Genomic DNA, 26259 nt, shown 5'->3' with positions numbered 1-26259 from the left:
TCACCGCCGACGAAACCCCCTCGAGCTTCCGCCGGGTGTGCCCCCACGCTCACGGCTCAGTTCATCCATCATCGACCGGACACCGGTCAACGACCACACAGGAGAATTGTGGCTGTCAAGATTCGTCTGAAGCGCCTCGGCAAGATCCGGGCGCCCTACTACCGCATCGTCGTCGCCGACTCGCGCACCAAGCGCGACGGCCGCGTGATCGAGGAGATCGGCAAGTACCACCCGACCGAGCAGCCCTCGTTCATCCAGGTCGACTCGGAGCGCGCGCAGTACTGGCTCGGAGTCGGCGCGCAGCCGACCGAGCAGGTCGCCGCGATCCTCAAGCTGACCGGCGACTGGGGCCGCTTCAAGGGCGACGCCGACGCCGTCAGCACCGTCCAGGTGAAGGAGCCCAAGGCTCCGTTCGTCGTCGACGCGAAGAAGAAGCCCGTCCTCAAGCCGAAGTCCGAGGCTCCGGCCAAGGCCGCCCCGGTCGAGGACACCGCCGACGAGACCTCCACCGAGGCGTAGTCAGTGCTCGCTCCCGCCGTCGAACACCTCGTCAAGGGGATCGTCGAGAACCCCGATGAGGTCAGTGTCGTGGCCACGAGCTCCCCGCGCGGAGAGGTCCTCGAGGTGCGTGTGCACCCCGAGGACCTCGGCCGCGTGATCGGACGCTCCGGTCGCACCGCCAAGGCCGTCCGCACTCTCGTCGCCGCGCTCGCCGACGGGCGCCGCGTGCGCGTCGACGTCGTCGACACCGACAAGTAGAGGTGTCGGTCACCGGACCGGGCACGACGCAGCTCCGCGTCGCCCGACTCACCAAGGCACACGGGCTCAAGGGCGCCATCAAGCTCGAGCTCTACACGGACGAGCCCGACAAGCGCTTCACCCCCGGATCCACGTTCACGCTGCAGGTCCCGCGCACCTCCGAGTGGCACGGCAGGAAGCTCGAGCTCGTCGAGCTGCGCTGGTACAACAGCCACCCCGTCGCGTTCTTCCGAGGCGTGGACGACCGCAACGCCGCTGAGACCCTCCTGAAGGCGATCCTCTGGATCGACGAGGAGGTGCAGACCCAGCCGGGCGAGGACGACTCCTGGTACGACTACCAGCTGGTCGGCATGAAGGTCGTCCGCGACGGCGTCGAGGTCGGCACCGTCCGCCGCGTCGACCACTTCCCCGCGCAGGACCTGCTCATCGTCGGCACCCCCTCCGGCGAGGTGATGGTGCCGTTCGTGAACGCGATCGTCCCCTCCGTCGACGCCGCGGCCGGGATCGTCACGGTCACGCCTCCGATCGGCCTCTTCGAGGAGGCTCCCGAGGAGGAGCCCGCCGCAGTCGACCTCAGCGGCGTCGACCTCGCGGACCCGGCGCTGAGCGCGCCTGCGGACGCCTACGAGACCGACGCCTCCGATGACGCGGACTCCGCTCTCGAGGAGCCCGCCGACGACGAGCCCCCGGCCGCCTCCGACGCCGCCTCCGAGGAGGAGCCCCGGTCGTGAGGATCGACATCGTCACGATCTTCCCGGAGTTCTTCGGCGTGCTCGACATCAGCCTGCTCGGCCGTGCGCGGCAGAGCGGGCTGATCGAGCTCGGCGTGCACGACCTGCGCGACTTCACCCACGACCGCCACCGCACCGTCGACGACACGCCCTACGGCGGCGGCGCCGGCATGGTGATGCGACCGGAGCCGTGGGGCGAGGCGCTCGACACGATCCTCGACGGCGCGGACGACCCCGTCGTGATCTTCCCGTCGCCCGCGGGCGAGCTGTTCACCCAGGCGACCGCCCGCGAGCTCGCGGAGGAGTCCTCCCTCGTCTTCGGCTGCGGCCGCTACGAGGGCATCGACCAGCGCGTCGTGGACCACACCGCCGAGCGCGCGCGGGTCCGGCTGATCAGCCTCGGCGACTACGTCCTCAACGGAGGAGAGGTCGCCGTGATGGCGATGATCGAGGCCGTCGGACGCCTGGTCCCGGGCGTCGTCGGCAACCCGGCGAGCCTGGTCGAGGAGAGCCACTCCGACGGGCTGCTCGAGTACCCGAGCTACACCAAGCCGGCCTCCTGGCGCGGCCTCGACGTCCCTCCGGTGCTCCTCAGCGGCAACCACGGGGCGATCGCCGCCTGGCGCCACGAGCAGAGCGTCGAGCGCACGCGCCGCGTCCGCCCCGAACTGCTTCCCTAGCCCCGCGCCGCACGGTCACCGGGCCGCGAGGGCCAGGTGCCGGTCGCGGAGGGCGAGGAAGAGGGGGAACGCGAACGCGAGGGCGACCAGCGGCGCGAGCAGCACCAGGATCCACACGCGGCGCATCCCGATCCGGCGGCCCTCCACCACCATGAAGGCGACGGCCGCGATCGCGACGACCAGCAGGTCGGTCGAGAACGACGACACCCACGGCCCGCCTGCGGCGAGGCCGGCGAGGACGTCCGCGCCCTCCTGCATCGCCCTCACGTTCCAGGTCCAGGTCCCGATCAGCCCGGCGAGGGCGAGGACGAGGTAGACGATCCCGAGCGGCGTCCAGCCGCGGTGCAGCCGGCTCATGCGCGGGCCTCCGTTCGTGCGAGGGTGAGGATCGTCCCTCCGGCGAGGGCGATCACGGCCACAGTAGCGACGGCGAGGGTCAGCGCGTCCGGTGCGGTCAGCGCCTGTCCGCGCAGCGCCTGCCAGCAGGTGAGGGCGACCGCGGCCGCCCAGCCTGCCGAGGCCAGTGCGACGAGCCGCAGCCGGGTGCATCCGGGGCGCAGCACGGGGATCCGGGGTGCCAGCCGTCCGAGCAGCAGCGCGAGCAGCGGGAGCCCCTGCAGAGCGTGCATCCCGACGAAGTGCGGGATGCGCAGATCGCCCCCCGTGGTGCTCCAGCCCAGGAGGGGGAGGCCGGGTCCGCCGTCCGCGACTCCGACGGCGTGCGCGCCGACGACGCCCTGGTAGTCGCTGATCTGGCCGGGCGAGGGCCCCGTCATCAGGAATGCGAGGGCCATCCCGACGAGCCCGATCACGAGTCCGGCGCGGACGGCGAGCGTCAGCGCCGGGTCGCCGAGCGGCACCCGCGCCAGGAGGGCGGCGAGGACCAGCGTCGCCAGCCAGACCACCACGATCGAGACGGCCATCGAGGCCCAGAGCGCGGCGTGCAGGGGAGTGGAGACGTCGAAGTGGCTGCGCTCGCCGACCAGGGCGGCGCCTCCGATCACGACCATCTCGACCGCCAGGCCGACCGCCGCGACTGTGCCCAGCGCTCGGGTGGGGCGGCGCCGGCGGGGCACGAGCCCGATCAGCCAGGCTGAGCGTCACGGCGTACAGCGCGATCGAGAGGCAGAACTTCAGCGGCTTGCCCCAGAGCGGCTGCCCGCCGAGCTCGCGGGGATCGACGACCACCGCGATCGCGCAGAGGAGGGCGCCGACCGCCATCGCGGCAGCGAGCACCAGGAGCGGCCGGTGCGGAGCAGCGGAGGCTGTGGGCGCGGGCGTCTCGGTCGCGGCGCTCATCGGGGCACCTCCGTCGAGCCGAAGCGGCTCTGCGTCTCGCGCGCCTGGGCGACGCGCCGGAGCGACTGCAGCACCACGTCTCCGAGCGCGGTGCCGACGGCGGCGACGGCAGCCTGCTCGCTCACGCTCTCGCGGGCCTGCAGTTCGTCGAGGTCGGCGGAGGCGACGAGGGCGGCGGCGCGGGCGTAGGTCTCGAGCCAGCCGGCGCTCATCGGTCCGGTGGAGAGCTCGAGCGCGTCGAGCGCCCGTGCCGCCGTCGCGACGGCAGGGTGGCCGCAGTGGTCGGAGCCCGCGGCCTCGGCGATCCGCCGCGTCGACGCCTCGGTGGCGGACGCGGTCGAGTCGGCGCTCACGGAGACCACGTCCTGCGCCACCTCGAACGCTGCTGTCGGACCGACGCCCGCGTCGAGCGCGGCCGTGATCCGCTTCGCGCCGGCGATGCCGACGCCGCCGCTCTCGATGAGCGCCCGGAGCAGCGTCAGGCGGGCGACATGGGCGTCCCCGTACTCCGCCCGCTGGGGGCCGGCGGCGTCGCCCGGCGGCAGCAGCCCCTCCCGGATGTAGTACTTGATCGTGGGCAGGCTGACGCCGCTGCTGCGGCTGAGCTCCGAGATTCGCACGTGGACAGTATCGCTATCAGATAGCAGTACTGTCCACCGCTTGGTCAATCCCGCGCGGACAGGACGATGTTTCCCGTCTCGGTGATGGCGATCGTGTGCTCCATGTGGGCGCCGCGAGAGCCGTCACGGCTGCGGAGGGTCCAGCCGTCCTTGTCCGTGTAGATCTCGTCGGTCGTCTGCAGGAACCACGGCTCGATCGCGACGACGAGGCCCGGGCGGAGCGGGTAGCCGCGGCCGGCGCGTCCGTCGTTGGGGATGTGCGGATCGCCGTGCATCGTGCGGCCGACGCCGTGGCCGCCGAAGTCGGTGTTGATGGACAGGCCCTCGGCGTGTGCGACGGCCGCGATGGCCGCGGAGATGTCGCCGATCTTCTTCCCGGGCTGCGCGGCGGCGATGCCGGCCTCGAGCGCGCGGGTGGTGGTGTCGATGAGGGCGAGGTCCTCCTCGCGCGGCGTCCCGACCACGACGCTGATGGCCGAGTCGGCGACCCAGCCGTTCACGGAGGCGGCGAAGTCGAGGGTGAGCAGGTCGCCGTCCTTCAGCCGGTAGTCGAAGGGCAGGCCGTGCAGCACCGCGTCGTTGACGGAGGTGCAGATGACCTTGCCGAAGGGACTCGCGCCGAAGGAGGGGTGGTAGTCGATGTAGCAGGACTCGGCGCCGGCCGTGCGGATCATGTCGTGGGCGAGCCGGTCGAGCTCGAGCAGGTTCACGCCGACCGCGGCAGCGGCGGAGGTGGCCTTCAGTACCTCGCCGACGAAGCGGCCGGCGGGACGCATCTCCTCGATCTCGGCGGGGGTGCGTAGCTCGATCATCCTGATCCTCTCGGGGTCCGCTGAGCCGTCGCTCAGCGGTGGTGGGTACGGTCGGTGCATGCGCACGCGACGGGCATTCGGTTCCTGGCAGTTCCCGGCGGCGATCGTGCTGCCCTTGTGGATCCTCCTCGGCTACGGGGTCTTCGGAGGATCGAGCGGCTGGACCGTGCTCGGCCTGGTGATCGCCCTCCCCATTCTGGCGGTCGCGCTGGCGGCTGTGGCCGCGATCGTCGCATTCCGGGTGACCGTTCGGCCCACGCGCACTCCCGCGTGGGGCGACGTGGCCGTGGTCGGCGCCTGGCACCTCTCCCTGATCGCCTTCGGCTTCTTCCCGCCCGGCGCCTGGGCGCTGGGCCTGCTCTCGGTGGTCCTCGGAGTGGCGGCCTTCTGGCACTCGGCGTGGCGGTTCCTCGCCGACGCGAGGGCCACTCTCCTCGCCTTCTCGGAGGCGGCGTCCGTGCAGGCCGAGGGCGCTCACCGCCCCGTCGCCGGCGAGGGCTTCGACCCGGAGCGCCCGCAGGACGGGCAGACCATCGTCCTCTGAGGGGTCGGGCGTCCCGAGAGGCGCTGTCCCACTGCGAGGTCCCGCCCTGCTCCACGGCTCGGCCCCCTCGACGGATCCGCCCTCTGCGCGGCTCTGGCCTCAGGGCGACCCTGTCCTCCAGGTGACTCTGCCCTCCCGACGACCCTGCTTTGACTCGGATCGACGCGGCATGGCAGAATGAGCGCTTGTGCCTCGCGCAGGCTCTGCCACAGGGGAGCCGCGACGACGTGGGCACGACCGACTTCCATCAACGAAACGGTGTTCGACCTGTGGCGGGCACGGAGAGCGATACAGCATGCACATCCTCGATTCCGTCGATGCGGCGTCCCTCCGCAGCGATGTCCCGGACTTCCGCGCCGGCGACACCGTCAAGGTCCACGTCAACATCGTCGAGGGCTCCCGCTCGCGCATCCAGGTCTTCCAGGGCGTCGTCATCGGCCGCTCCAACGAGGGCGTCCGCGAGACCTTCACCGTCCGCAAGGTGAGCTTCCAGGTCGGCGTCGAGCGCACGTTCCCCGTGCACTCGCCGGTCATCGACCACATCGAGGTCGTCACCCGCGGTGACGTCCGTCGCGCGAAGCTCTACTACCTGCGCAACCTGCGCGGCAAGAAGGCCAAGATCAAGGAGAAGCGCGACGCCTGAGCGGCTTCCGCACGACTTCTCGGGAACCCCGGTCCACCTATGATGGACCGGGGTTCCTCCCTTTCTCGGGGCGATCCGTCCGGGGAGTCCACCCGGTGATGCACAGTAGGGGCGACGGCGAGCGATGACAGACAGCACGGCCCCGGTCCGCCTCCCCGGAGGCGAGGACCACGCCCGCCACTCGGCGGATCCGTCCGAGAAGCGCCCGCGCAAGCGCCGGGGAGTCCTGCTCTTCCTCCGCGACGTGCTGATCATCTTCGTGGTCGCGGTGCTCGTCTCCTTCCTCGTGAAGACCTTCCTGATCCGCTCCTTCTACATCCCCTCCTCCTCCATGGAGCAGACGCTCGTCGAGAACGATCGCATCCTCGTGAACGAGCTCGTGCCCGGAGTGGTGAAGATCTCGCGCGGCGACGTCGTCGTCTTCCGCGATCCCGGCGGATGGCTCTCGCCGAGCTCCGAGCCCAACGTGCCGCCGTTCCAGGCCGCGGTCGACTCCGCCCTCGCGCTCGTCGGCCTCACCGCTCCCGACAGCAACGACCACCTCATCAAGCGCGTCATCGGCCTGCCGGGCGACCACGTGACCTGCTGCACGCCGCTCGGCCAGGTCGAGATCAACGGCAACCCGATCGACGAGCCCTACGTGAAGTTGCCGGACGGGGTGCAGGCCGTCTCGGCCACCCCCTTCGACGTCGTCGTGCCCGAGGGCTCGCTCTGGGTGATGGGCGACAACCGCTACAACTCCGCCGACTCCCGCTACAACACCGACAAGCCGGGCGGCGGCTTCGTGCCGATCGACAACGTCGTGGGCCGCGCGATCCTCGTGACCTGGCCCGTGCAGCAGTGGGCGTGGCTCGACGACTACCCGTCGGTGTTCCGCGGAGTCGACACCGAGGCCTCCGAGGAGGGCTCGGACGACGCGCAGAGCGGGCAGGGCTAGGTGGTCGTCGCCGAGCCGACGCTGACGCAGGAGCGGCGCCTCTTCCGGCAGGGCTATGAGACGGTCATCGGCTGCGACGAGGTCGGCCGCGGCGCGATCGCCGGCCCGGTCTCGGTCGGCGTCGTGTCGATCGGCAGCCGCTGCGGGCGCTTCCCCGAGGGGCTCCGCGACTCCAAGATGCTCGCTCCCGCCCGCCGCGAGGCGCTCCTGCCGGGAGTAGCGAAGTGGGTCTCCGCCTGGGCGATCGGCGAGTCCTCGGCGGACGAGATCGACGAGACCGGGATCATCGTCGGCCTCGGCCGCGCCGCGTCGAGGGGCATCGAGCGCCTCGCCGACCAGGGCGTCGACCTCGCCACCGCCGTCGTCCTCCTCGACGGCGCTCACGACTGGCTGACGCCCGCGCTGGGCGAGTGGGCGGCCGAGCTGACGATCATCACCCGCGTGAAGGCCGACCGCGACTGCGCCGCCGTCTCCGCCGCCTCCGTGCTCGCGAAGGTGGGCCGGGACGGTCAGATGGTGCGCCACCACGACGACTTCGCCGACTACGCCTGGGACAGCAACAAGGGCTACGGCAGCGCCGCGCACTGGGCGGGGATCGAGCGGGTCGGCCCGTCCCCGCTCCACCGGGTGACCTGGCTGTCGAAGTCGCGGGAGAGCGTCGAGGAGCCGCTCCCGGCGCTCGGGCCCGTCGGCTCGGCGTAGGATTGTCCAACGATGGATGAGGACGAATTCGAGGACTACGACCGCGAGGTCGAGCTGGCACTGTACCGGGAGTACCGCGACGTCGTCTCGCAGTTCTCGTACGTCGTCGAGACCGAGCGCCGGTTCTACCTGGCGAACGAGGTCGACCTGGTCCGCCGCGACACCGAGCACGACTTCTACTTCGAGCTCACCATGCGCGACGTGTGGGTCTGGGACGTCTACCGCTCCGACCGCTTCGTGAAGTCGGTGCGCGTGCTGACCTTCAAGGACGTCAACGTCGAGGAGCTCTCCCGCAAGGAGTTCGAGCTCCCGAAGGAGCTCGCGCTCGACGAGTAGGGCGCTGTCGCGGCAGGCTCCGGACCCCCTGCTGGTCGCGTAGCCGCCTCCGTCGGCGCATCGAGACCCGGTGCCCGCAGCCCCACCCCGCTCCGGAGCTCTCTCGGATGCGCGGCTCCGCGGGTCTCGTCTTCAGGCGGCGCGGATACATCAGCTGGTCGCGTAGCCGCACCCGGCGGCGTATCGAGACCACGGCCGACGTCCCTCCCCACCCGCCACCTCGGCCCTCTTCTCCCCGGATCCCCTCCCGGCCGTACAGCGCTCGTTCTTGCTCCGGCACGCTTCCGGCAGGAGGACGCATGGACAAGGACGAACTGGGGCGGCGCGGCGAGGAGATCGCGGCGGCGCACCTGAGAGACAACGGATTCGAGATCCTCGACCGCAACTGGCGGGTCCGCGAGGGCGAGCTCGACATCGTGGCCCGCGACGGGTCGGCACTGGTCGTGGTGGAGGTGAAGACGCGCTCGTCGACGCGCTTCGGGCTTCCGGTCGAGGCCATCACGCGGGCCAAGGCGCAGCGCCTGCGGCGACTCGCCTACGCCTGGGCCGACGAGCACCACGAGCGCTCCCGGCATCTGCGGATCGACGCGGTCGGCATCGTCGCTCCCGGGGGAGTCCCGTCGCAGATCCGGCACCTGCGGGCGGTGGCCTGATGGGCTTGGGGAGGACCTCCGCGGTCGGTCTCGTCGGCTTCGCGGGAGCCGTGGTCGGGGTGGAGGCCCACTCGGCCGACGGCACCCCGGGCATGGTGATCATCGGGCTGCCCGACGCCGCGCTCGCGCAGGCGAAGGAGCGGGTGCGCTCGGCGGCGATCAACTCCGGGAGCACCATCGCCGAGTACAAGATCACCGTGAACCTCTCGCCGGCCGCGATGCCCAAGCACGGCTCCGCCTTCGATCTCGCCATCGGGCTGGCCGCGCTCGCATCGCTCCGCGAGGTCGATGCGGAGTCGGTCGCCGCGGTCGTCCACATCGGGGAGCTCGGCCTGGACGGCCGACTGCGCTCCGTCCCGGGCGTGCTGCCCGCGGTGCTCGCGGCCGCCCGCGAGGGCAGGCGCCGCGTGATGGTCCCCGTCGAGGACCGGCTCGAGGCGGAGCTGGTCGACGGCGTCGAGGTGATCGCGGTCTCCTCGCTGGCGGCGGCCGCCGTCTGGCACGGAGCCGAGTGGGAAGTGCCGGTGCTCCCCGAGGCCGCGCCGCCGTCTGAGACGGTGTCCGAGCCGGAGGCCCGCCTCGACCTCTCCGACGTGGTGGGGAACGAGGAGGCGGCCGAGGCGATGGTCGTCGCGGCGGCGGGCGGGCACCACGTGTTCCTGCTCGGGCCTCCCGGCGCCGGGAAGACGATGCTCGCCTCGCGCTTGCCGGGCATCCTCCCCGACCTCGACGACGATGCAGCGCTCGAGGCCACCTGCATGCGCTCGCTCGTCGGAGCGCCGACCGGTGGCGCGCTGGTGCGCAGGCCGCCGTTCGAGAGTCCGCACCACTCGGCCTCGTCGGCAGCGATCGTCGGCGGCGGCAGCGGCCGCATCCGTCCCGGCGCGGTCGCCCGCGCCACCAGGGGCGTGCTGTTCCTCGACGAGGCCCCCGAGTTCTCCTCGGTGGCCCTGGACGCGCTGCGCCAGCCGCTCGAATCCGGCGTGATCCGCATCCACCGCGCGAATGCCGTCGCCGAGTTCCCCGCGCGGGTGCAGCTCGTCCTCGCGGCGAACCCGTGCCCGTGCGGCCGCTTCGGCATCCCCGGAGAGACCTGCACCTGCGCTCCCTCGGTCCGCCGCCGCTACCTCGCGCGGCTCAGCGGACCGCTGCTCGACCGCGTCGACATCCGCCTGACGGTCCGCCGCATCAGCGCGGCTCAACTGGCCGCGCGCCGAGACACGTCCGGCGTGTCGACGGCACAGGCCCGCGATCGTGTCGCCGCGGCACGGTCCCTCGCAGCGGCTCGCCTCGCTTCCACCCCGTGGACGCTCAACTCGGAGGTCTCCGGCGCCTGGCTGCGCTCGGACGCGGTGCGCCCGACCAGTGCCGAGTCCCGCACGCTCGACCGGGCTCTGGAGCGAGGTCTGGTGACCATGCGCGGCTACGACCGGGTCCTGCGCCTGGCCTGGACGCTCGCGGACCTCGACGCAGCCGACCGGCCGAGTGCCGCCCATCTCGCGCGCGCGCTCGTCCTCCGGGGAGGTGCCGCGTGATCCGGCCCGACGCGCTCTTCGACGGCGCGGAGCTCGACGCCGTTCGCCGACTGCTGCCGAGCGGCGCAGCCGATCCGGACTCCGCTGCCGATGGCGAGCCTTCGGGTGAGTCCGGCTGCGCTCGGAGCGCACTCGTCGACGCTGCAGCCCGGTGCGGCTGGAACTCTCTGACCGAGCCCGGCGACTCCGTCGCAGCCCTCCTCATCGAGAGGGTCGGCGCGGCCGAGGCCTTCGCACACGTCGTGTCCTCGTCGTCTGCGGAGGAGATCCTCGCGCCCCCGCATCGCGCTCCCTCCGACGAAGGAGGCCCGGCACCCGTGCCCCTCGACTCCGAGGTCGCCGCCCTCCAGTCGGGGCTGGCGCGCTGGCGACCGCGCCTGGACCGCAGACTCCTGTTCCGCCGTCTCGAGATCGCCGAGCGACTCGGCGCACGTCTGCTCCTGCCCGGGGCTCCCGTGTGGCCCGAGTCGCTCGACGACCTCGGGCCGCACGCGCCACTCCTGCTCTGGCTGCGCGGTGATCCCGCCGCCTTCGATCCGCCGCACCGCCTCGCCCTCGTCGGCGCCCGCGCTGCGACCGGTTACGGCGAGCACGTGGCCGCCGAGCTCGCCGCGGGCGTCGCGGCGCGAGGCGTCTCCGTCGTCTCGGGCGGTGCCTTCGGGATCGACGCGGTCGCCCACCGCGCCGCCCTCGGCTCCGGAGGCCGCACGGTCGCCTTCCTCGCCGGGGGAGCGGACCGCCTCTACCCGACGGCTCACGCCGACCTCCTCCACCGCATCATCGCCACCCCCGGCTGCGCCGTCGCGACGGAGGTCCCGCCGGGCACCACGCCCACCCGCTGGCGATTCCTGCAGCGCAACCGCCTCATCGCCGCCTCCACCGCGGGCACCGTCGTCGTCGAGGCCGGCGCCCGCTCCGGCTCCCTCAACACCGCCGGCCACGCGGCTGCCCTGGGCCGCCCCCTCGGCGCGGTCCCGGGCCCGGTCACCAGTGCCTCCTCCGCCGGCTGCCACCGGCTCCTCCGCGAGTACGCGGCGACCTGCGTCACCTCGCCGGCGGATGTGCTCGAACTGCTCGCCGTCGGCGACGCCGACGGATCGTGCCGAGCGCTGACCGCGGCTGAGGCGCGAGTCCTGGCCGTCGTCGAATCCGAAGGAGGCTGTGACGCCGCAACCGTCGCCCGGCTCTCCGGGGATTCGCTCGATTCGGCACTGTCGGCGCTGGGTGCGCTCCTCGCAGACGGACGCGTCCACCGTTCCGAGGACGGGGACTGGGAGCGGGCACCCGGGTGAGCGGCCCCGCCGCCGCGGCGCTGTCGGCGGTCCGCCCTACGCTGAAGGGGCATCGGCGAGGGGAGCGGCATGGACGCCACGGCAGCAGGACACGGCGGAGAGCGCCCGCAGCTCGGGCACTTCCGCGCCGCCGACAGGGTCATCGCGCATCTGAGCGACACGCACCTGCTGGCCGACGGCGCTCCGCTCTACGGGAAGGTCGACACGGTCGCCCGCCTCGCGCAGGCGGTCGGCCGGCTGGCCGAGCGCGGCGGACGCCTGGACGCGATCGTGGTGACCGGGGACGTCGCGGACCGCGGCGAGGAGGACGCCTACCGGCGCGTGCGCGAGCAGCTCGACCCCGTGGGCGAGCGGTTCGGCTGCCCGATCGTCTGGGTGATGGGCAACCACGACGAGCGCGGAGCCTTCCGGCGGGTGCTCCTCGAGCAGGACCCGGCGGGCGCGGGACCCGTGGACCAGGTCGTCGACCTCGGCGGGCTCCGGCTCATCGCGCTCGACAGCGCGGTGCCCGGCTTCCACCACGGCGACCTCACCGACGCCCAGCTGGCCTGGCTGAAGGACGAGCTCGCCGCACCGGCCCCGCTCGGGACGATCCTCGCCCTGCACCACCCTCCGCTGCCCACGCCGCTCGGCGCGATGACCGTGCTCGAGCTGCGGGGGATCGACCGCCTCGAGGAGGTGGTGCGCGGAACCGACGTCCGCGCGATCCTCGGCGGCCACCTGCACTACCCCACGGCTGCGACCTTCGCGGGCGTGCCCGTGCTCGTCGCCGGCGCCACCAGCTACACGATGGACCTCGGAGCGCCCGAGCGGGAGCTCGCCGGCGTCGACGGAGCGCAGAGCCTCTCGCTCGTCCACGTCCACCCGGAGACGGTGGCCGCCTCGTTCGTGCCGACGGCACCGGCCCCGATCGCGACGCGGTTCGGCACCGACCTGATCGAGCGGCTCGAGGGGCTCGACGAGCAGGGGCGCATCGACCTCTGGTCGCGGATGCCGGACGGATCATGACCGGCGAGACGCTCGCCGACTCGGTCGAGCACTTCCTCCGGTACGTCCTCGACGAGCGGTCCCTCTCGCCCGCCACCGCGAAGGGCTACCGCTCCGACCTGGCGCGCCTGATCGCCCACACGGAGGAGAAGGGGCGGCTCCTCACCGCCGAGCTCGACCTCGAGCTGCTGCGCGACTGGCTCTGGCGAGAGTCGGAGTCGGGGATCGCCCGCGCGACCCTCGCCCGGCGCACCGCGGCCGTCCGCTCCTTCTCCTCCTGGGCGCATCGGACCGAGCGGCTCCCCGTCGACGTCGCCGCACGCCTCAAGACGCCCAAGTCGGGACGGACACTGCCGCGGGTCCTCACGCTCCCGCAGGCGGAAAAGGTGCTCGACACGGTCGCGGCGCGAGGCGCGACCGAGGACCCGGTGGCGCTGCGGGACCTCGCGATCGTCGAGCTGCTCTACGCCTCCGGCATCCGCGTCTCCGAGCTGGTCGCCGTCGACCTGGGCGACGTCGATCTCGGCAGGCTCACCGTGCTCGTCACCGGCAAGGGCGCCAAGCAGCGGGTCGTCCCGTTCGGCGTCCCCGCGAAGGAGGCGCTCGTCGACTACCTGGAGCGCGCCCGACCCTCTCTCGCCACCGGCGACGGGAGCGGGGCCCTGCTGCTGGGACGGCGGGGCGCGCGCCTCACCCCGCGCACGGTCTACGGCGTGGTGGCGAGGCTCCTCGACGGCGGGCAGGGCTCCGGACCGTCCGGTCCGCACACCCTCCGCCACACCGCGGCGACCCATCTGCTCGACGGCGGAGCCGACCTCCGCGCCGTCCAGGAGCTGCTCGGCCACGCGAGCCTGGGCACCACGCAGATCTACACCCACGTCTCGACCGAGCGGATCCGCGACGCCTACCGCCTCGCCCACCCCCGCGCCTGACCGGACGCGCGAGTCACCGGACGCACCCTTCCGCGCCACTCGCTCAACACCCTGCGATACGTCGTCCATCGGCAGAAGCACCGCCCGGGGGATCCCGCCGAAGAACCGCATCGGCGAGACGTAGTCGCCACCTTCGCGGACGCCGAGGTGCACGCACCTCCCGTCGCAGTGGCCGCCCGCACCCACTGCTCCGACGGGCTGGCCCGCGGTGAGGACCTGCCCCGCCGTCACCGATCCGTCGACCGGCTCGACCGTCGAGACCAGACCGTCCGCGTGCACGATGCTCACCACGGACCGGTCGACCACCCTGCCCGAGAACGACACGGTGCCCGCCGCGACGGCGACCACGGGCTGCCCGGCCGCTGCGGCGAGGTCGATCCCGCGGTGCCCGGGGGCGTAGCGGTGGGCCGGCGTGCCCCACGGCTCCACGACGGAGAAGCCCGCGACGGGGGAGGTCCACCGCGGGTCGGACCGGCCGGGGGACGAGGTGCCGGAGGGCGAGGCGCCGAGAGGCGCCCCGACGAGCAGAGCGGCAAGGGCGAACACGCCCGGGCGCAGGAGTCGGGATCGGAGCATGCGGCCAGCCTCCTGGAGCGGGTCCGGGACCGGTGGTCGGCCGAGCGGATCAGGGGAGGAGAGCGCGACGGGCCCGGCTGTGGAGGGAGGACATCGGCCGGGGGAGAGCGCAACCCGTCCCGGTGGTGCCGCGGCGAGGAGTAACGTGCCGGTGATCCGGCTCGGGAGCGGCACCCCGCCCCCACCGGCGGCGAGAATCGGAGACGACCATGACCAGCGGACGATCTGACACGACCAGCGGGAGAGCGGACATCCCGAACCCCTCGGCGGCGAAGCTGAAGAGGAAGGTGATCGGCCTCGCGATCGCGGCGGCGGTCGGCGGCTTCCTCTTCGGCTTCGACTCGTCGGTGGTGAACGGTGCCGTGGAGGCGGTGCAGGGCGAGTTCCAGCTCTCGGCCGCGCTGATCGGCTTCGCCGTCGCCTCCGCGCTGCTCGGCTGCGCACTCGGCGCGTACCTCGCGGGCCGCCTCGCCGACCGCTGGGGCCGCATCAAGGTCATGCTGCTCGGCGCCGGGCTCTTCTTCATCTCCTCCATCGGCGCCGGCGCGGCGTTCGCGGTCTGGGACCTCGTGCTCTGGCGCGTGGTCGGCGGCCTCGGCATCGGCATCGCCTCCGTGATCGCTCCGACCTACATCTCGGAGATCGCGCCCAAGGCCATCCGCGGAGCCCTCGCGTCGCTGCAGCAGCTGGCGATCACGCTCGGCATCTTCGCCGCACTGCTCTCGGACACCCTCATCGCGAACGGCGCGGACGGCGCCTCCGAGCCCTTCTGGTTCGGCGTCGCCGCCTGGCGCTGGATGTTCATCGCCTGCGCCGTGCCGGCCGTCATCTACGGCCTCCTGGCCCTGACCCTGCCGGAGTCGCCCCGCTACCTCGCGACCCGCGGCCGCTCCGAGGACGCCCGCGCGGTGCTCGCGACGGTCACGCCGCGCGACGAGGTCGACGAGGCGCTCGCGGACATCCAGAAGAAGATCGACGAGGACTCCGAGAACGCGAAGCGCTCCAGCCTCCGCGGCCCCGCCCTCGGCCTGCTCCCCGTGGTCTGGGTCGGCATCCTGCTGTCGGTGTTCCAGCAGTTCGTGGGCATCAACGTGATCTTCTACTACTCCACCTCGCTCTGGAGCGCGGTCGGATTCGACGAGTCCAACTCCTTCGCGATCTCGGTCTTCACCTCGGTCGTGAACGTCGTCGTCACCTTCGTGGCGATCTTCCTGGTCGACAAGGTCGGCCGGAAGCCGCTGCTGCTGGTCGGCTCGGCCGGCATGGCCGTCTCGCTCGCGCTGATGGCCATCGCCTTCAGCCAGTCGACGATCAGCGGAGAGGACGTCTCGCTGCCCGGCGCGTGGGGGCCGATCGCCCTCGTCTCGGCGAACGCGTTCGTCGTCTTCTTCGGCGCGACCTGGGGCCCGCTGGTGTGGGTCCTCCTCGGCGAGATCTTCCCGAACCGGATCCGGGCGGCCGCCCTCGGCCTGGCGGCATCGGCCCAGTGGATCGCGAACTTCGCCATCACGGTGACCTTCCCGATCCTCTCGCAGGACGTGTCGCTCACCCTGGCCTACGGCCTCTACGCCGCCTTCGCGGCGATCTCGTTCGTCTTCGTCTTCATGTTCGTGCCCGAGACCAAGGGCCGCTCTCTGGAGGAGATGGACACCCTGCACATCCGCACCGTGATGAAGTCGGCGCGCAAGTAGCACCGGTCTTCCGAGCCCCGACGGCCGCCCTCCCGCAGCAGCGGGGGAGGCGGCCGTCCTGGTGCTAGACTCCACGGAGCACCTCGCTCGTCGGGGTGACTACGCGCGCCCATTCGGCCTCCGCTCCCCACGGTCCCTCTCCGCTCATGCGGCCGGGGCGGGAGTGCGCCGGGCGCCAGGGCGACGTGCCGACCGGCCGTCGCAGACAACCGAACGGGAGTTCGGCGCCGTCGTGCGCCCGGGCCCCGAGACAAGGAGAACGACTCATGGCAGTCGTCACCATGCGCCAGCTGCTCGACAGCGGCGTCCACTTCGGGCACCAGACCCGTCGCTGGAACCCGAAGATGAAGCGCTTCATTCTGACCGAGCGCTCGGGCAGCTACATCATCGACCTCCAGCAGTCGCTGGCCTACATCGACAAGACCTACGACTTCGTCAAGGAGACGGTCGCCCACGGCGGCACCATCCTCTTCGTCGGCACCAAGAAGCAGGCGCAGAACGCGATCTCGGAGCAGGCGACCCGCGTCGGCCAGCCCTACGTGAACCAGCGCTGGCTCGGCGGCCTCCTGACCAACTTCCAGACGGTCTCGAAGCGCCTCGCCCGCATGAAGGAGCTGGAGGAGCTCGACTTCGACGACACGTCGAAGAGCGGCTTCACCAAGAAGGAGCTCCTCATCAAGAAGCGCGAGCTCGACAAGCTGCACAAGTCGCTCGGCGGCATCCGCAACCTCTCGAAGACGCCGTCGGCCCTCTGGGTCGTCGACACCAAGAAGGAGCACCTCGCGATCGACGAGGCCAAGAAGCTGGGCATCCCGGTCATCGGCATCCTCGACACGAACTGCGACCCGGACGAGGTCCAGTACCCGATCCCGGGCAACGACGACGCGATCCGCTCGGTGAGCCTGCTTACCCGCATCGTCGCCGACGCTGCGGCCGAGGGCCTCATCCAGCGCCACCAGAAGCCCGAGGCCGAGGGCAACGTCTCCGCCGTCGAGCCGCTGGCCGAGTGGGAGCAGGAGCTGCTCTCCACCGGTGCGCCCGCCGCCGACGTGCAGGAGCCGAACGAGCAGGCCGGCGCGGAGACCGAGAAGGTCGCCGACGCCGAGGCCGAGACCGCCGACGAGGCCGTCGTCGAGGCCGAGACCCCCGCCGCGGAGGAGGCCCCCGAGGCCGACGCCGCCGCGACCTCGACCGACGAGACCGCCACCGCCTGACACCCCGTTCCGTGACGGGGGTCGGACGCCGCACCCGCGGTCGTCCGGCCCCCGCTCGGTCGGTGCACGTTCACCACGAGTAAGAACCGCCGTCACCTCGGCGTGCTGGGCTCCTCCCGTGAGCCCGCCGCGAGTGACGGCGCCACAGGGTTTCCGAACCAAGAGGAGTTCCGAGAACATGGCAAATTTCAGCCTCGCTGACGTCAAGACGCTGCGCGAGCAGCTCGGTACCGGCATGGTCGACACGAAGAACGCGCTGGTCGAGGCCGACGGCGACCTGGACAAGGCGGTCGAGATCCTCCGCCTCAAGGGCGCCAAGGGCAACGCGAAGCGCGCCGACCGCTCGACGAGCGAGGGCCTCGTCGCCGCCGCCGAGAAGGACGGCGTCGCCACGATGATCGAGCTCGCCTGCGAGACCGACTTCGTCGCCAAGGGCACGAAGTTCATCGCCCTCGCCGACGCCGTGCTCGCCGCGGTGGTCGCCGCCGGCTCGACCACGGTCGAGGAGGCCCTCGCGGCCCCCGCCGACGGCAAGACCGTCGCCGACCTCATCAACGACGAGGCCGCGATCCTCGGCGAGAAGGTGGAGCTGCGCCGCGTGGCCTCCGTCTCGGGCGAGCACTTCGCGATCTACCTCCACAAGACGAACAAGGACCTGCCCCCGCAGGTCGGCGTGGTCGTCGGCTACGCGGGTGAGGACGCCGAGACCGCGCGCTCCGTCGCCCAGCACATCTCGTTCGCGAACCCGTCCTACCTCTCGCGCGAGGACGTGCCGCAGTCCGAGGTCGACAACGAGCGCCGCATCGTCGAGGAGATCTCGCGCGGCGAGGGCAAGCCCGAGGCCGCCCTGCCGAAGATCATCGAGGGACGCGTGAACGCGTACTTCAAGCAGGTCGCCCTGCTCGACCAGGACTATGCGAAGGACAACAAGCTGTCCGTCAGCAAGGTCCTGAGCGACGCGGGCCTGACCGTGTCGGGCTTCGCCCGTTTCAAGGTCGGCGCCTAACAGCACTGCAGGAGGGAGTCCGGGTCGTTCAGTCGACCCGGGCTCCCTTCGCTCTGCCCGGGGCGGTCCCGGGCGTGGTCGCGGGGCCCGCTCCGCGCGGGATAGGTTTGTACGGGTCTACGGGAGGAAACGTCCATGACGGAGACGGATGCGATGACGACGGGCAAGCGCCGCAGGGTGCTTCTGAAGCTGTCGGGGGAGGCGTTCGGAGCCGGCACGCTCGGCGTGAACCCTGACGTGATCAGCGCCCTGGCGCGCGAGATCGCCGATGCCGCGACCGAGGTGGAGATCTCGGTGGTCGTCGGCGGCGGCAACTTCTTCCGCGGAGCCGAGCTCTCGCAGCGCGGCATGGACCGCGGCCGGGCCGACTACATGGGCATGCTGGGCACGGTGATGAACGCCCTCGCCCTCCAGGACTTCCTCGAGCAGGCGGGCGCCGAGACGCGCGTGCAGTCAGCGATCGCGATGACGCAGGTCGCGGAGCCCTACATCCCCCGCCGGGCGATCCGGCACATGGAGAAGGGCCGCGTCGTCATCTTCGGCGCCGGCGCCGGACTCCCGTACTTCTCGACCGACACGGTCGCCGCGCAGCGCGCGCTCGAGACGCACGCCGACGTGGTCCTCGTCGCCAAGAACGGCGTGGACGGCGTGTACGACGCCGACCCGCGGACGAACCCCGACGCGAAGAAGCTCGACGCGCTGACCTACCAGGAGGCGCTCCAGCGGGGCCTCAAGGTGGTCGACTCCACCGCGTTCAGCCTCTGCATGGACAACGGCATGCCGATGCAGGTCTTCGGCATGGAGCCCTCGGGCAACGTCGCGAAGGCCATCCGCGGCGCCGAGCTCGGCACGCTCGTCTCGAACTAGACTGACCACTTCCCTCTCTTAAGGAGCTCCCTGTGATCTCGGATGTACTGGCCGACGCGAAGACCAAGATGGGCAAGGCCGTCGAGGTCGCCAAGGAGGACTTCTCCACGGTCCGCACCGGACGCGCGAACCCCGGCATGTTCCAGAAGGTGCTGGTGAGCTACTACGGCACCCCGACGCCGCTGTCGCAGCTCGCCTCGATGCAGAACCAGGAGGCCCGCACGCTCGTCCTGACGCCCTACGACAAGGGCTCGCTCCGCGACATCGAGCAGGCCATCCGGGACATGCCGAACCTCGGCGCGAACCCGACCAACGACGGCACGATCATCCGGGTGACCCTGCCGGAGCTCACCGCCGAGCGCCGCAAGGAGTTCGTCAAGATCGTCCGCACCAAGGCCGAGGACGCCAAGATCGCGGTGCGCAACATCCGCCGCAAGGGCAAGGACGACCTCGACGCGCTGAAGGGCGACATCGGCGACGACGAGCTCGCCCGCGGCGAGAAGGAGCTCGAGGCGCTCACGAAGCAGCACGTCGACGCGATCGACGAGGCGCTCAAGCGCAAGGAATCCGAACTGCTCGAGGTGTAGCGGTGCCCGAGATCCCCGAAGGACCCGAGGGCGGCGAGAAGAGACCGTCTCCGCACGTCCCGGGTGCCCGGGGATCCCGGATGGTCACCCGCGACGCGCTGCGTGCGCGCGCCCAGCAGGGCCGGGCCGACGTCGAGCGCCAGCTCGAGGCGACCCGCGCCCAGCTCGAGGCGACGAACGACCGCCTGACCGCGCGCTCGGGCCGGAACCTCGTGTCGGCGACCGCGATCGGACTCCTCGGCGGCGGTGCGATGGTCGTCAGCCTCCTCCTGGTCAAGGAGCTCTTCATGGTGCTCGCGGGGGTGGTGGTGCTGCTCGCGGCGCTGGAGCTCTCGAACGCCCTGCGCCACGCCGGTCGCGACATCCCGCGCATCCCGACCGGGATCGTGGCGGTCGTCGCCGTGCCGGCCGCTTACTACGGCGGCCTCGGCGCCGCGTGGGCCACGGTCCTCGGCGGATCCGTCCTCGTCGGCCTCTGGCGGCTGGGGGAGCAGCTCTTCCGGCGCACCGCCTCCAGCCGGAGGGACCTCGCCCTCGACATCGGCCTCGGCGCGTTCGTCCAGGGCTACACGACCTTCCTCGGCGCCTTCGCGATCCGTCTCGTCGCCGAGCCCGGCGGCCAGCTCTGGGCGTTCGCGTTCCTGGTGCTCGTGATCGTCGTCGACACCGGCGCCTACGTGAGCGGACTCACCTGGGGCAAGCACCCGATGGCACCGCGGATCAGCCCGAAGAAGACCTGGGAGGGGTTCGCCGGTGCGGCCGTAGCGGGGATCGTCGTCGGCGTCCTGCTCGCCCTGCTGATGCTCGGCCAGCCCTGGTGGGTCGGTGCGGTGTTCGGGGCCGTGGTGCTGCTCACCGCGACGCTCGGCGACCTCGCCGAGTCGCTGATCAAGCGCGACATCGGCATCAAGGACATGAGCTCCTGGCTGCCCGGCCACGGGGGAGTCCTCGACCGGCTGGACTCGATCCTGCCGTCGGCCGCAGCGGCCTACGTGCTGTACTTCCTCTTCGCCCACTGAGCGCACGCCTCGCCGGGGCGTGCCGATTCCGCTCCCGGCGCGCGGCTTGGCATGATGTCGGGATGACCGCTCCCTTCCCCCGAGCCCGCGAGTCCCGTCCCGGCTACGACACGGCCGAGGTCGACTCCTTCCTCGCGTCGGCGCGCGAGGCCTACTCGCAGCTCTCCGGGGGACCGGCGGACCTCCGCGCCGCCGACCTGCGCCACACCGCGTTCACCCTGCGCAAGGGCGGCTACTCCGCGCCCCACGTCGATGCGGCGCTCGAGCGCCTCGAGGACGCCTTCGCCCTGCGGGAGCGCCAGTACGCGATCGCGGCCCGGGGCGAGGAGGCGTGGCTCGCGGACGCGCGGTCGACCGCCCAGGAGATCGTGAACCGGCTGGCCCGCGCTCCCCGCGAGCGGTTCACCCGGGCCGGCGCTCTCACGACGGGCTACAACATCCGCCAGGTCGACGCCTTCGCCGACAGGATCTCCGGCTACTTCCGCGACGGATCGGTGCTGACCGTGGACGACGTGCGGACCGTCTCCTTCGCCCCGCAGCGCGGCGGGTACGCCGAGGCGCAGGTCGACCTGCTGCTCGACACGGTCGTCGATGTGATGCTGGCGGTCCGCTGACCGGAGCCGGATCTGCTGGCCGATCAGGTCATCGTCCGTTATGCTTTCGTAATCGTGGCTCAGCATCCTCAGACCTCCGTCGCCCACACGCCCGCGAACCGCACCAGCGGTCGCCCGGCGGTCCCGCACCAGACCCCGGTGCGGCGCTCCTGGGCTCGGATCCCGGTGACGGTGCTGGCCTTCACAGCGTCGATCGCGTTCGCCATGGTGAACGTCGTCGATCCGTCCAGCGGCGCGGTCGCGTCCCCCTACTACCAGGCCCCGGCGCGCTTCAACGGCGACTCCGCGCAGCGGCTCGTCGTCGCGGACGCCGTCGAGCGGACCGTCCAGCGCGACTCGTTCGGCGCCGAGGCGAAGCCGACGCCCACTCCGACCCCGACCCCGACGCCCACTCCGACCGAGACTCAGACCGCTTCCGCGACCGCCGACGAGGAGGAGTCGGGCTCCGCCGAGGCGGAGACCGCCGCTCCCGTCCAGCGCGCCGCCGCTCCGGATCCCGGATCCGCGAAGGCGATCGCGTACGACATGATCGTGCAGCGCGGCTGGGCCGACAGCGAGTACGACTGCCTCGTCCTCCTCTGGAACCGCGAGTCCGGCTGGAACGTCTACGCCGAGAACAAGTCCAGCGGTGCCTACGGCATCCCGCAGGCACTCCCCGGCAGCAAGATGGCGTCGGCCGGCTCCGACTGGGCGACCAACGCGAGCACCCAGATCACCTGGGGCCTCGGCTACATCTCCGGCCGCTACGGCTCGCCCTGCGGTGCCTGGGCCCACTCCGAATCGGTCGGCTGGTACTGATCGTTCCCCTCCGCTCGGCACCGCGTCCGGCGGGCTGAGGCTCTCGCTACCCTGGTGCCGTGGATTACGCGCTGCTCGGGGTCGTCGGGATCATCACGGTCGTCACCGTCGCGCGGTTCTCGAGCCGCCTCGGGATCGCCGCACCGCTGCTCCTGGTCGTCATCGGGATCGGCGCGTCCTACCTGCCCGGGGTCCCGGACATCGAGGTCGAGCCCGAGCTGATCCTCGCGGGCGTGCTGCCGCCGCTGCTGTACTCGGCCGCGATCCAGGTGCCCCTCACCGACTTCCGGCGGAACCTGCGCTCGATCTTCGGGCTCTCGGTGCTGCTGGTCGTCGTGACCGCCCTCGTGGTCGGCGGCTTCCTCTACCTCGTGTTCCCCGATCTGAGCCTGCCCGCAGCGATCGCTCTGGGCGCCGTCGTGAGCCCGACCGACGCGGTGGCCGCGACCTCGATCGGCAAGAAGCTCGGACTCCCGCCCCGCCTGGTGACGGTGCTCGAGGGCGAGAGCCTCGTGAACGACGCGTCGGCGCTGGTGCTGCTGCGCGCCGCGACGGCTGCGGCGGCCGTGGTCGGCGCCTCCGTCACGACCGACGCGATCGACGTGGGCGAGGTGGGTGTCCTCTTCGTCTACTCCGTCCTGATGGCGATCGTCCTCGGACTGGTGATGGGCGTGCTCACCGTCTTCGTGCGCTCGAAGCTGCGGGACCCGGTGCTCGACACCGCCGTGTCCTTCGCCGTGCCGTTCCTGGCCTACATCCCGGCCGAGGAGCTGGGCGCGTCCGGGGTGCTCGCCGTCGTGGTCACCGGGATCTACACGGGGCACAACAGCGCGCGCTTCCTCTCGCCGCAGTCGCGGATCAGCGAGCGGGTGAACTGGCGGACGGCGCAGTTCCTGCTCGAGAACGGCGTCTTCCTGCTCATGGGCGCCGAGATCAAGGCGATCGTCTCCGGGGTCGTGGACCCGGGCGAGTTCGGAGTGGGCACCGCGGTGCTGCTGGGTCTGGCCACCGTGGTCATCCTGATCGTGCTGCGGGCCCTCTTCGTGTGGCCGCTGCTCCTGTGGCTGCGCAGCTCCGGTCGGCGGGCGGAGCGGATCAACCGGCGGCTGGCGGTGGGCCTCATGCGACTGCGCAACAGCGCCACCAGCGACGAGCGCTTCCGGCGGCGGCAGGTGAGAGCGGAGCGGCTCTACCTCCGGCGCGAGACCGATCTGGCCGCGACCGCGAGCGAGGCGTTCGGCTGGCGCGGAGGAGTCGTCCTGTCCTGGTCCGGTATGCGCGGCGTGGTCACGCTCGCCGCGGCCCAGTCGCTGCCGGACGAGACTCCCTACCGCTCCCAGCTGATCCTGATCGCCTTCACCGTCGCCGTCGTGACGCTGCTCCTGCAGGGTGCGACGCTCCCCGCGCTGATCCGGCTCACCGGCATCCAGGGCACCGACGGAGAGGCCGACCGCCGCGAGCTCGCGACGCTGCTCGACGAGGTCGCGGCCACGGGCATCCAGGCCCTCCCCGAGGCGGTGGCGGAGCTGCCCGACGGCGAGGCGGGCGAGCGCGTGCTCGAGCGCGTGCGCCGCGACACTCTGACCCGCTCGCAGGTGGCGTGGGAGCAGGTCGGCCGTGCGGAGGACGCGCCGCTCGGCCCGCACGCGCAGTACCTGCGGCTGCGCCGAGCGGTCCTGCTCGCCGAGCGGGAGGCACTGCTGGACGCCCGGGGGCGCGGGGTCTACTCCTCGCGGACGCTGCGGCGGGCGCAGCTGATGCTCGACGCCGAGGAGACCCGGCTCGAGATGGACGACAGCTCCCACTGACGGGAGCGGCCCGGCGGCGGCCTCCTAGACTGGGGAGATGCCGCGCAGCAACAGACCCCGGGGCGGCCGCCGTGACGACGACGACGAGCAGCGCGACCTCTCGCAGATGCTCGCCGGCTTCCGGCGCACCGAGTCCCACGCCGGTCGGGAGTGGAACGTCCAGCCCGTCTCCGCAGCGCGGGCCGTGAAGAACTACCTCTGCCCGGGCTGCGGGCTCACCATCGACATCGGCCAGCCGCACCTGGTCACCTGGCGGGCCGACGGCGCGCTCGGCGACGCGGCCGATCTGGCCGGCCGCCGCCACTGGCACACGCACTGCTGGAGAATCCGAGGAGCACGATGACCCACGAGATCCGCGGAGGCGTCGTCCTCCCCGCCCGCCGCGAGGACATCGAGCTGCACACGGCCGACGGGCTGACCCTTGTCGGGGAGCTCGCGCTGCCCCTGGAGCGCGAGCCGGTCGCGACCCTGGTCACCCTGCATCCGCTGCCCACCCACGGCGGCTTCATGGACTCGCACATCCTGCGGAAGGCCGCCGCCCGCCTGCCCGCGCTCGCCGACCTGGCGGTCCTCCGCTTCAACACCCGCGGCACCGCGTCGCCGCGCGGCACGAGCGAGGGCGCGTTCGGACACGGCACCGAGGAGCGCGCCGACGTCGCCGCAGCCCTGGCGCTCGTCGCGGAGCGCGGACTGCCGCACCCCTGGCTGGTCGGCTGGTCCTTCGGCACCGAGCTCGCGCTGAAGTGGGGGAGGGAGCACCCCGTCGAGGGAGCGATCCTGCTCTCGCCGCCGCTGCACCGCACGAGCGCGGAGGAGGTCGCCGCCTGGGGCGAGGACGGCCGACCGCTCGTGGCGCTCGTCCCGGAGTTCGACGACTACCTGCGGCCGGAGGCGGCCGCCGAGCGCTTCGCGAGCGTGCCGCAGCTGGACCTCGTCGCTGTGGAGGGCGGGAAGCACCTCTGGGTCGGCGAGGCGCAGACCCGGCGCGTCCTCGACGAGATCGTGCGCGTGGTCGCGCCCGCCTCGTCCCCGCTGCCGACGGAGTGGGCGGGCGAGCTCGGCTGAGCCCGCCCGCCCAGCGACCGCCTAGCGGCCGGACGAGCCGCCGTCGGAGCCGCTGCCGTCAGGGCTGCTGCCGTCGGAGCCGTCGCCGTCGCTGTCGTCCGCGAGTCCGTCGATGTGGCCGATGAGCCCGCGCAGTCCCGACACGTAGCCGGCGATCGCGTCGCGCTCGGTGCGGATCTCGTCGAGGCGCCGCTCGGCGGTGTCCATCAGCTCGCGGCTGCGGCGCTCCGCGTCCGCGACGAGCTTCTGCGCCTGGTCGCGCGCGTCGTCGAGGAGGGCGTCGGAGTCGTCCTGGGCCTTCCGGCGCAGTCGCGTCGTGTCGTCGAGGGCGTCGCTGCGGAGGGCGTCCGCCTCGAGGCGCTTGTCGTTCGCGCGTCGGATGGCGTCGGCGAGCTGCAGGTTCGACTCGTCGAGGTAGCGCTGGGTCTGCGCGACGGCCTCCTGGTGGCGGAGCAGGTCGTCGCGGTCGGCCTCCTCGCGGCGCGCGGCGAGCTCGACCACCAGGTCGATCCGGGCCTGCTCGACCTCGCGCGAGAGCGCAGCGGCCTCGTCGGCGGACGCGGCGCGCAGGCCCGCCAGCTCGGCGTCGAGCACGGCGACGGCCTCGGCGCGCTCCTGGGTGAGCCGGGTGCGCTGGTCGGCGATCTCGCGCGCGCCCTCGGCGCGGACTGCGGCGACCTCGGCGTCGAGCGCGGCGCGGGTCGAGAGCACCTCGGCCTCGACCGCCGCGCGCGCCTGGGCGACCTCGGCCTCGACGGCCGCCCGGAGCCGGTCCACCTCGGAGGCGACCTCGGCCCGCAGGAGCTCGTTGGCCTGGGCGAGGCGGGCGGCCTCGGCGCGGGCGACCTCGATCTCGCGGGCGGCGACGGCGCGCATCTCCGCGGCCTCGCGCTCGGCTTCGGAGCGGATCGCGGCGGCCTCGCGCTTCGCGGTGGCGCGGGTCTCGGCGGCCTCGGTCGCCACGGTGCCGCGGATCGCGGCGGCCTCGCGGACGGCGTCCTGCGTCATCACGTCGCGGTCGTCGGCGGCCTTGCCGAGCGTCGCCGCGGCCTGCGCCTCGGACTCGTCGCGGGTCCGGTCAGCACGGCGGCGCGCCTCGGTCACCAGGCGCTCGGCCTCGTCGCGCGCCTCCTGGAGGATGCGGTCGCCGTCGTCGCGGGTGGAGCGGCGGAGGGCGGAGGCGTCGTTCTCGGCCTGGGCGATGATCCGCTCGGACTGCTCCTCGGCCACGCGCAGGGTGTGCTCGAGCTTGGCGCCCAGGCCGGCGTAGGTGGGAGTGCCGACCTGCTGCAGCTCCTTCTCGAGGCCCTCGATCCGAGAGGACAGGCGCTTCACCTCGCGGCCGCTCTCGGCCGCCTGGGTGTTCGAGTGGATGAGCTCGCGGCGCAGGCCCTGGACGGCCTTGTCGACCTCGTCCCGGTCGTAGCCACGGAACACCTGGGTGAATTCGGCCTCGTCGTTCGCCACGTCGTCTCCTTCAGAGCAGGACCGCGGTGGGGCTCGCGGCACTGGGAAAGTGTATTCAGCAGGGAGGCCGCGGCCGGGGCGACAC

The 26259-nt window shown here is 72.3% G+C and carries 30 protein-coding genes and 1 pseudogene; 25 read left to right on the top strand and 6 right to left on the bottom strand.

Annotation, left to right across the window (positions count from 1 at the left end; genetic code table 11):
- Positions 1-108: 108 nt before the first annotated feature.
- The 4 genes from rpsP to trmD are packed head-to-tail and all read left to right on the top strand — an operon-like array spanning position 109 to position 2170.
- A complete protein-coding gene (gene rpsP, locus C5B95_RS08110) occupies positions 109-519 on the top strand; it encodes a 30S ribosomal protein S16 (RefSeq protein WP_104223912.1) in 411 nt (136 codons plus the stop codon).
- Between the two features lie 3 nt (positions 520-522).
- Positions 523-759, top strand: a complete 237-nt coding sequence (locus tag C5B95_RS08105; protein ID WP_068210678.1) for an RNA-binding protein — start codon at positions 523-525, stop codon at positions 757-759.
- A gap of 2 nt (positions 760-761) precedes the next feature.
- Positions 762-1490, top strand: coding sequence for a ribosome maturation factor RimM (rimM, locus tag C5B95_RS08100; RefSeq protein WP_104348905.1), 729 nt, complete (start codon positions 762-764; stop codon positions 1488-1490).
- Entirely contained in the window at positions 1487-2170 is a 684-nt protein-coding gene (trmD, locus tag C5B95_RS08095; RefSeq protein WP_104256310.1) for a tRNA (guanosine(37)-N1)-methyltransferase TrmD, read from the top strand. Before rimM ends, trmD begins: the two co-directional genes overlap by 4 nt.
- A gap of 15 nt (positions 2171-2185) precedes the next feature.
- Here the strand turns inward: trmD and C5B95_RS08090 are convergent, their stop codons facing one another.
- The 4 genes from C5B95_RS08090 to map form a co-directional block, all read right to left on the bottom strand.
- Positions 2186-2527 carry a DUF2834 domain-containing protein gene (locus C5B95_RS08090; protein ID WP_104250523.1) on the bottom strand — a complete coding sequence of 114 codons (342 nt, stop codon included), beginning with the start codon at positions 2525-2527 and terminating at the stop codon, positions 2186-2188.
- Positions 2524-3246 carry a hypothetical protein gene (locus C5B95_RS08085; protein WP_104348904.1) on the bottom strand — a complete coding sequence of 241 codons (723 nt, stop codon included), beginning with the start codon at positions 3244-3246 and terminating at the stop codon, positions 2524-2526. The genes C5B95_RS08090 and C5B95_RS08085 overlap by 4 nt, the downstream gene beginning before the upstream one ends.
- Positions 3247-3465: 219 nt before the next feature.
- Positions 3466-4089 (bottom strand): MerR family transcriptional regulator, encoded by a 624-nt coding sequence (locus C5B95_RS08080; protein ID WP_104226873.1) that lies wholly within the window; start codon positions 4087-4089, stop codon positions 3466-3468.
- Between the two features lie 44 nt (positions 4090-4133).
- The gene (gene map, locus C5B95_RS08075) at positions 4134-4901 is read right to left on the bottom strand and encodes a type I methionyl aminopeptidase (RefSeq protein ID WP_104223906.1); all 768 of its coding nucleotides are present in this window, start codon (positions 4899-4901) and stop codon (positions 4134-4136) included.
- Between the two features lie 58 nt (positions 4902-4959).
- Here map and C5B95_RS08070 point away from each other — a divergent pair, with 58 nt between their 5' ends.
- The 10 genes from C5B95_RS08070 (at position 4960) to C5B95_RS08025 (ending at position 13462) form a co-directional block, all read left to right on the top strand.
- The gene (locus C5B95_RS08070; protein ID WP_104223905.1) at positions 4960-5445 is read left to right on the top strand and encodes a hypothetical protein; all 486 of its coding nucleotides are present in this window, start codon (positions 4960-4962) and stop codon (positions 5443-5445) included.
- A 295-nt stretch (positions 5446-5740) separates the two neighbouring features.
- The gene (rplS, locus tag C5B95_RS08065) at positions 5741-6088 is read left to right on the top strand and encodes a 50S ribosomal protein L19 (protein ID WP_104223904.1); all 348 of its coding nucleotides are present in this window, start codon (positions 5741-5743) and stop codon (positions 6086-6088) included.
- Between the two features lie 124 nt (positions 6089-6212).
- On the top strand, positions 6213-7025 hold the full coding sequence (lepB, locus tag C5B95_RS08060; protein ID WP_104223903.1) for a signal peptidase I: 813 nt from the start codon (positions 6213-6215) through the stop codon (positions 7023-7025).
- Positions 7026-7727, top strand: coding sequence for a ribonuclease HII (locus C5B95_RS08055; protein ID WP_104348903.1), 702 nt, complete (start codon positions 7026-7028; stop codon positions 7725-7727).
- A gap of 12 nt (positions 7728-7739) precedes the next feature.
- Complete coding sequence (locus tag C5B95_RS08050) at positions 7740-8063, top strand: DUF2469 domain-containing protein (protein WP_055792576.1); 324 nt, start codon at positions 7740-7742, stop codon at positions 8061-8063.
- Between the two features lie 299 nt (positions 8064-8362).
- Positions 8363-8716 (top strand): YraN family protein, encoded by a 354-nt coding sequence (locus C5B95_RS08045; protein ID WP_104223901.1) that lies wholly within the window; start codon positions 8363-8365, stop codon positions 8714-8716.
- A complete protein-coding gene (locus C5B95_RS08040; protein WP_104348902.1) occupies positions 8716-10251 on the top strand; it encodes a YifB family Mg chelatase-like AAA ATPase in 1536 nt (511 codons plus the stop codon). Before C5B95_RS08045 ends, C5B95_RS08040 begins: the two co-directional genes overlap by 1 nt.
- A 317-nt stretch (positions 10252-10568) precedes the next feature.
- Positions 10569-11543 (top strand): DNA-processing protein DprA, encoded by a 975-nt coding sequence (gene dprA / locus C5B95_RS08035; protein WP_258059867.1) that lies wholly within the window; start codon positions 10569-10571, stop codon positions 11541-11543.
- 69 nt (positions 11544-11612) lie between these two features.
- Positions 11613-12551, top strand: coding sequence for a phosphodiesterase (locus C5B95_RS08030; RefSeq protein ID WP_104223899.1), 939 nt, complete (start codon positions 11613-11615; stop codon positions 12549-12551).
- On the top strand, positions 12548-13462 hold the full coding sequence (locus C5B95_RS08025; protein WP_104348901.1) for a tyrosine recombinase XerC: 915 nt from the start codon (positions 12548-12550) through the stop codon (positions 13460-13462). The genes C5B95_RS08030 and C5B95_RS08025 overlap by 4 nt, the downstream gene beginning before the upstream one ends.
- Positions 13463-13585: 123 nt before the next feature.
- Here C5B95_RS08025 and C5B95_RS18080 read toward each other — a convergent pair.
- A pseudogene (locus C5B95_RS18080) lies at positions 13586-14038 on the bottom strand (murein hydrolase activator EnvC family protein); the annotation flags it as partial.
- 209 nt (positions 14039-14247) lie between these two features.
- Between C5B95_RS18080 and C5B95_RS08015 the strand changes: the two are divergent.
- From C5B95_RS08015 to C5B95_RS07965, 11 genes are all read left to right on the top strand, one after another.
- Entirely contained in the window at positions 14248-15729 is a 1482-nt protein-coding gene (locus tag C5B95_RS08015; protein ID WP_104223897.1) for a sugar porter family MFS transporter, read from the top strand.
- A 266-nt stretch (positions 15730-15995) separates the two neighbouring features.
- The gene (rpsB, locus tag C5B95_RS08010) at positions 15996-16943 is read left to right on the top strand and encodes a 30S ribosomal protein S2 (RefSeq protein ID WP_104223896.1); all 948 of its coding nucleotides are present in this window, start codon (positions 15996-15998) and stop codon (positions 16941-16943) included.
- Between the two features lie 178 nt (positions 16944-17121).
- Positions 17122-17949, top strand: coding sequence for a translation elongation factor Ts (gene tsf / locus C5B95_RS08005; protein WP_104223895.1), 828 nt, complete (start codon positions 17122-17124; stop codon positions 17947-17949).
- A 153-nt stretch (positions 17950-18102) separates the two neighbouring features.
- Positions 18103-18816, top strand: coding sequence for a UMP kinase (pyrH, locus tag C5B95_RS08000; RefSeq protein ID WP_374952923.1), 714 nt, complete (start codon positions 18103-18105; stop codon positions 18814-18816).
- Between the two features lie 32 nt (positions 18817-18848).
- Positions 18849-19403 carry a ribosome recycling factor gene (gene frr / locus C5B95_RS07995; RefSeq protein ID WP_104232499.1) on the top strand — a complete coding sequence of 185 codons (555 nt, stop codon included), beginning with the start codon at positions 18849-18851 and terminating at the stop codon, positions 19401-19403.
- An 80-nt stretch (positions 19404-19483) separates the two neighbouring features.
- On the top strand, positions 19484-20422 hold the full coding sequence (locus C5B95_RS07990; RefSeq protein WP_104232500.1) for a phosphatidate cytidylyltransferase: 939 nt from the start codon (positions 19484-19486) through the stop codon (positions 20420-20422).
- 62 nt (positions 20423-20484) lie between these two features.
- Positions 20485-21036: a DivIVA domain-containing protein gene (locus C5B95_RS07985; protein WP_104226865.1), complete on the top strand. Its 552-nt coding sequence runs from the start codon at positions 20485-20487 to the stop codon at positions 21034-21036.
- A gap of 54 nt (positions 21037-21090) precedes the next feature.
- Positions 21091-21834, top strand: coding sequence for a lytic transglycosylase domain-containing protein (locus tag C5B95_RS07980; RefSeq protein ID WP_258059865.1), 744 nt, complete (start codon positions 21091-21093; stop codon positions 21832-21834).
- 59 nt (positions 21835-21893) lie between these two features.
- The gene (locus tag C5B95_RS07975; protein ID WP_104260590.1) at positions 21894-23642 is read left to right on the top strand and encodes a sodium:proton antiporter; all 1749 of its coding nucleotides are present in this window, start codon (positions 21894-21896) and stop codon (positions 23640-23642) included.
- Positions 23643-23679: 37 nt separating this feature from the next.
- Entirely contained in the window at positions 23680-23985 is a 306-nt protein-coding gene (locus C5B95_RS07970) for a hypothetical protein (protein WP_181027199.1), read from the top strand.
- Positions 23982-24707 (top strand): alpha/beta hydrolase, encoded by a 726-nt coding sequence (locus C5B95_RS07965; RefSeq protein WP_104226862.1) that lies wholly within the window; start codon positions 23982-23984, stop codon positions 24705-24707. The genes C5B95_RS07970 and C5B95_RS07965 overlap by 4 nt, the downstream gene beginning before the upstream one ends.
- 21 nt (positions 24708-24728) lie before the next feature.
- On the opposite strand, the gene C5B95_RS07960 is transcribed toward C5B95_RS07965, so the two are convergent.
- Complete coding sequence (locus tag C5B95_RS07960) at positions 24729-26174, bottom strand: DivIVA domain-containing protein (RefSeq protein ID WP_104257367.1); 1446 nt, start codon at positions 26172-26174, stop codon at positions 24729-24731.
- Between the last annotated feature and the right edge of the window lie 85 nt (positions 26175-26259).

This window comes from Rathayibacter sp. AY1A7 (assembly GCF_002930845.1).
Taxonomy (GTDB): Bacteria; Actinomycetota; Actinomycetes; order Actinomycetales; family Microbacteriaceae; genus Rathayibacter.
Note: the sequence above shows the minus strand (reverse complement) of the source record. Positions and strands in the feature narration are given on the sequence as shown.